The sequence below is a fragment of the Ectobacillus sp. genome, assembly GCF_056992975.1.
Genome location: NZ_JBXKMX010000131.1, coordinates 1 through 4,285, shown reverse-complemented (window position 1 = coordinate 4,285; position 4,285 = coordinate 1). Strand labels below are relative to the sequence as shown.

Annotated in this window: 5 protein-coding genes and 1 tRNA gene; 5 read left to right on the top strand and 1 reads right to left on the bottom strand. The window is 37.3% G+C overall.

Annotation, left to right across the window (positions count from 1 at the left end; all coding sequences use genetic code 11):
* The coding region (locus tag AC11ZT_RS06585; protein WP_484058832.1) for a site-specific integrase at nucleotides 1-356 on the top strand (356 nt) is incomplete at its 5' end.
* A gap of 116 nt (nucleotides 357-472) precedes the next feature.
* Here AC11ZT_RS06585 and AC11ZT_RS06580 read toward each other — a convergent pair.
* A tRNA-Val gene (locus AC11ZT_RS06580) sits at nucleotides 473-550 on the bottom strand.
* A 225-nt stretch (nucleotides 551-775) separates the two neighbouring features.
* On the opposite strand from AC11ZT_RS06580, the gene AC11ZT_RS06575 reads away from it, so the two are divergent.
* The 4 genes from AC11ZT_RS06575 (at nucleotide 776) to AC11ZT_RS06560 (ending at nucleotide 4,085) form a co-directional block, all read left to right on the top strand.
* Entirely contained in the window at nucleotides 776-1,951 is a 1,176-nt protein-coding gene (locus AC11ZT_RS06575; RefSeq protein WP_484058833.1) for a D-alanyl-D-alanine carboxypeptidase family protein, read from the top strand.
* Between the two features lie 208 nt (nucleotides 1,952-2,159).
* A complete protein-coding gene (locus AC11ZT_RS06570) occupies nucleotides 2,160-2,819 on the top strand; it encodes a hypothetical protein (protein ID WP_484058831.1) in 660 nt (219 codons plus the stop codon).
* 47 nt (nucleotides 2,820-2,866) lie between these two features.
* Nucleotides 2,867-3,436: a signal peptidase I SipW gene (gene sipW / locus AC11ZT_RS06565; RefSeq protein WP_484058830.1), complete on the top strand. Its 570-nt coding sequence runs from the start codon at nucleotides 2,867-2,869 to the stop codon at nucleotides 3,434-3,436.
* Between the two features lie 46 nt (nucleotides 3,437-3,482).
* A complete protein-coding gene (locus tag AC11ZT_RS06560) occupies nucleotides 3,483-4,085 on the top strand; it encodes a TasA family protein (RefSeq protein WP_484058829.1) in 603 nt (200 codons plus the stop codon).
* The last annotated feature ends 200 nt before the right edge of the window (nucleotides 4,086-4,285 follow it).

The window sequence follows — 4,285 nt, the reverse complement described above, 5'->3', positions numbered from 1 at the left end:
AGACTATAGAAACACTTAAAGTACACAAACTATATACTGACAAGGTAAGACAGGAGTGTTCTTCTTATCAAGAAATGGACTTAGTAGTTTGTACACAAATGGGTACGCCATTAAATCCAGCTAATTTAAGAAGAACATATAACCGATTGATAGAAAAAGCAGAATTGCCTAAAATACGGTTTCATGATTTACGGCATACACATGCAACATTACTCTTGTCGGTAGGAATTAATGTTAAAGTGATATCGGAGCGGTTGGGTCATAGTAATATTAAAATCACACTGGACACATATTCGCATGTGTTACCAATCATGCAAGAAGAAGTGATGAAAAAAATTGATGCAATCATCAAATAATCTTACTGTGACCAAAGTGTGACCAAGACTGTAAAAGGCGTCAAAATGAAGAAGGGCTTCTCAATTATTAAATAATTGAAAAGCCTAGTGGAATAACGTTTTTATGCGTTTTATGTTGGATGACCCCGACTGGTCTCGAACCAGCGACCTCCACCCTGTCAAGGTGGCGCTCTCCCAGCTGAGCTACAGGATCAGGGAGAAATATAGTAACACTATACAGAAGCATGAAGAAATTGTCAATTGAATCTTGTATGTTATTTTTTTATACATTGTGATATATTAAAAAAGGAATTTAAGCGGATGGTATTTTAAAATAATGCGGAAGCTTTTTGTTTATTAAGGGGAATTTACAATACATCTAGATAGAGAGATAACACACAAGGGAGAATAGGATGAAACGGAGAATTGCGCTAGTCTTGATGGCTTTGCTGCTATTTGGTGTGTCTTCTGTTTATGCTGAAGAACAGCCACATGTTGTTGGAGAATTTGCTGTTTCTATGGATGCGAAATCGGGTGATGTTTTGTATGACAAGCAGGCACATCACCGTGCATATCCGGCTAGTATTACGAAAGTGCTTACGGCTATTTTGCTGATGGAGCATACGAAGCCGGGGGAGAGGATTACGTTTTCACAAAAGGCGTTAGAGCAGGAAAAGAGTAATTATCAGGTTGATTTTCATGTAGGTGATTCTGTTGACCGGGATACCGCGCTTACGATTATGATGGTGCTTAGTGCAAATGATATGGCGTATGCAATTGCGGAGCATATTTCAGGTAGTGCGGAAGACTTCTCTAGTTTAATGAATGCAAAGGCAAACGAACTCGGTGCGAAGGATAGTCACTTTGTAACGCCAAATGGACTGCATGATCCGAATCATTATACATCGCCCTATGATATGGCGCTTATTGCGCGTGAGGCTAGTAAATATCCAGAAATTATGAAAGCGATGAATACGAAGAGAACGACGGTTACGACATCGCGTCAGACAATTTCTATTTTAAATAAAGCCAAATATTTTGATAATCCAAATGTGATTGCTGGGAAAACTGGATTTACGAATGAAGCGCATAATACACTTGTGCAGATAAATGAAAAGGATGGAAATCGCATTATTAATGTTGTGATGAGCTCTCGAAATCCGGAAGTGTATGAGGATGCGAAGGCAATCACAAATGATGTGTTCCCGCTTTTTGAGAAGCAGCATATTGTAGATAAAACTCAGTGGTCGCAGACGACGGATTTATTAGGTCAGTCTATCCCGTTAGAGCTAGAACGAAGCTCAGATCTCGTCTTGAAAAAAGGCGAAGGGAAAAATGTTAATGTTGTGTTTCATCCGCTTCAACTAGATAATAATTCATTATACGAGCATGGTATTGTAAAAGGCCAAATGCTTGGCCAGGTTGATCTGATAAAAAATGGACAAGTCATTGATTCCATTCATGTGCTATCAAAGGAAAGTGCAACCTTTCAAAAGCCACCTACTCAAGTGATGAAACAGGGCATTATACCTATAGGGTTAGGGTTACTTGCGCTCTTATTCATCAGTAGGGTTGGGGTTAGAATGAGAAAACGAAAACAAAATATTTCTGCATAATAGTAGGGGCTATGTCAATTGAGACATAGTCCCTTTCTACTTCTAAAATATATAAGAATCGCATTATATATATTGTAAAAAATAGCGAAAAATATAAATTTTACATTTTATATTAAATTATCCTTTTATTTTACTTATTTTGCCATTATACTAGCGTTATAAGTTCTTTAAAAAGAACAATGTATGCAACAGAGAAAGGGGGAGACCTATGGAAAATGCCCCAGTTAAGGTAATGCGAAATGTGTCAGTACTAGTATGTTTATGTTCGTTGTCGTTTTATGTAAGTTCTCAAGTTGTTGGTGAAACAAGGTCATACTTTTCTAGCAAGAAAAGTACAGTTTATGAGATTCATACTGCATTTGTTTTTCCGAAGACGATTGAAAATTTACAACAACAAGCACAGGATGTAACCAACCGGGTTTCCACTACTTATGATAGCATTTCAGGCCCGAATGCCGAGTTGTCTCTTAAACTCGCAACAAGTAAGCTAGATGAAGTTTCAAAAAAGTTAGAAGTGATGAAAAAGGATCAAATCTCTTTACAAACGATGAACAAGCAAATGGTGGACTATTATCAGAAAGCACAGCAAGAACCACCGGTTTCAAAGGATGTAACAAGTAAATATCGGAGTATTACAGATTACGTAAATCCTGCTTATGCATCATTTGAGCAAATGGTTACAAGCGTAGATACCTACATAAAGAATACAGAGAAAATAAAAGCAGATTTAATGAATCTAGTTCAAAATCAACCACCAGTCAATGGAACTCCCAGTGCATTATCTTCAGCTAAGACATCTAGTTTATTACCTCAAACACAGACACCAACCACATCAGGAGCTCAGGTACCACCAAAAACTCAGCCTTAGAATGTAAATGTAACTGAACAAGTAGTACAGATTGGAGATCATTCTACATGAAAAAAACAGTACGTATTGTAAGCAATTTACTCTCCATTTTCTTGTTTTGTTTCATCCTTTTGTTAGCATATTTTTCTATATCATCTAGAATATACGGCGGAGAACCAAAGATGTTTGGCTATGAAATAAAGTCTGTTCTTTCTGGCTCTATGGAACCGGTCTTTCACACTGGTTCTGTTATAGCAATCGAACCTATCAAAAACGGCATGTCATTCAAGCCAGGGGATGTTATTACATTTAAATTGAAGAACGGTCCGCTTGTTACGCATCGCATTGTAGAAACAACTGAAGCAAATGGACAAGCTGTATACAAAACAAAAGGTGATGCGAATCATGCCGCTGATGAAGGAATTGTTTTGCCTCAAAATATTATAGGGAAATATACCGGGTTCACTATACCGTATGTTGGGTATGTTGCGAGCTTTGCTAGCTCAAAGGTGGGTTCTGCTCTTTTTCTAATCTCTTCAGGAATTGCTTTGTTGTTGTATGCTTCTATATCAATTATAGGAGGGATTCGCAGCATAAATGCTTCAGCCAATCATTCAGATGAAGGTCATTCTACGTAAGTCTTTTTGTGTTAAATAAAAAACCATTAATAGGGGGAAAACGAAAATGGGTATGAAAAAAAAGCTTGTAATGGGTATTACTGCTGCGGCACTGGGACTATCTTTAATTGGGGGCGGCACGGTTGCATACTTTAGTGACAAAGAAGTAACTCAAAATACATTTGCTGCAGGTACGCTTGACTTATCTGTTGATCCGCAAGTAATTGTGAATTTAGATCAGCTTAAGCCAGGTGATGTTGTGGATCGCGGATTTCAACTCATTAATAAAGGTACATTACCAATTCAAAATATTCACTTGCTAACGAACTACAATGTGGTAGATGCAAAAGGGGATAACGGTGAACAAGATTTTGGTGATCATATTAAAGTGAAATTTCTATGGAATCTTGATAAAAACACTACACCTATTTGGGAAACGACTCTTTCAGAGTTAAAGAAGGCTACTGAAAATGGACAAGTAACGGATTTAATTGCTAAAGGTATTGTTGATTATGAAGGAAAAGGATTGGCACCGAATACAGATGATACGATATTCGTAGAATTCGAATTTGTTGACAATCAGCAGGATCAAAATGTATTTCAAGGTGACCAATTAAACCTCAATTGGACATTTAACGCAACGCAAGAACCTGGAGATTCTAATAAATAAAAATACAAATATGGTACGTACACTACCTTTTTGTAAATATATGATTGTAAGTGAGGGATTGCTATGCGATCACGTGTATTCTGGCTCGGATTACTCGCTTATGTATTACTTGTATGCATATCCAATCCAACGAGTAAAGTATTTGCAGCAAATCAGCAGGAAATAGATGTACGACTTACCCCCCAAACCATAAACATGCC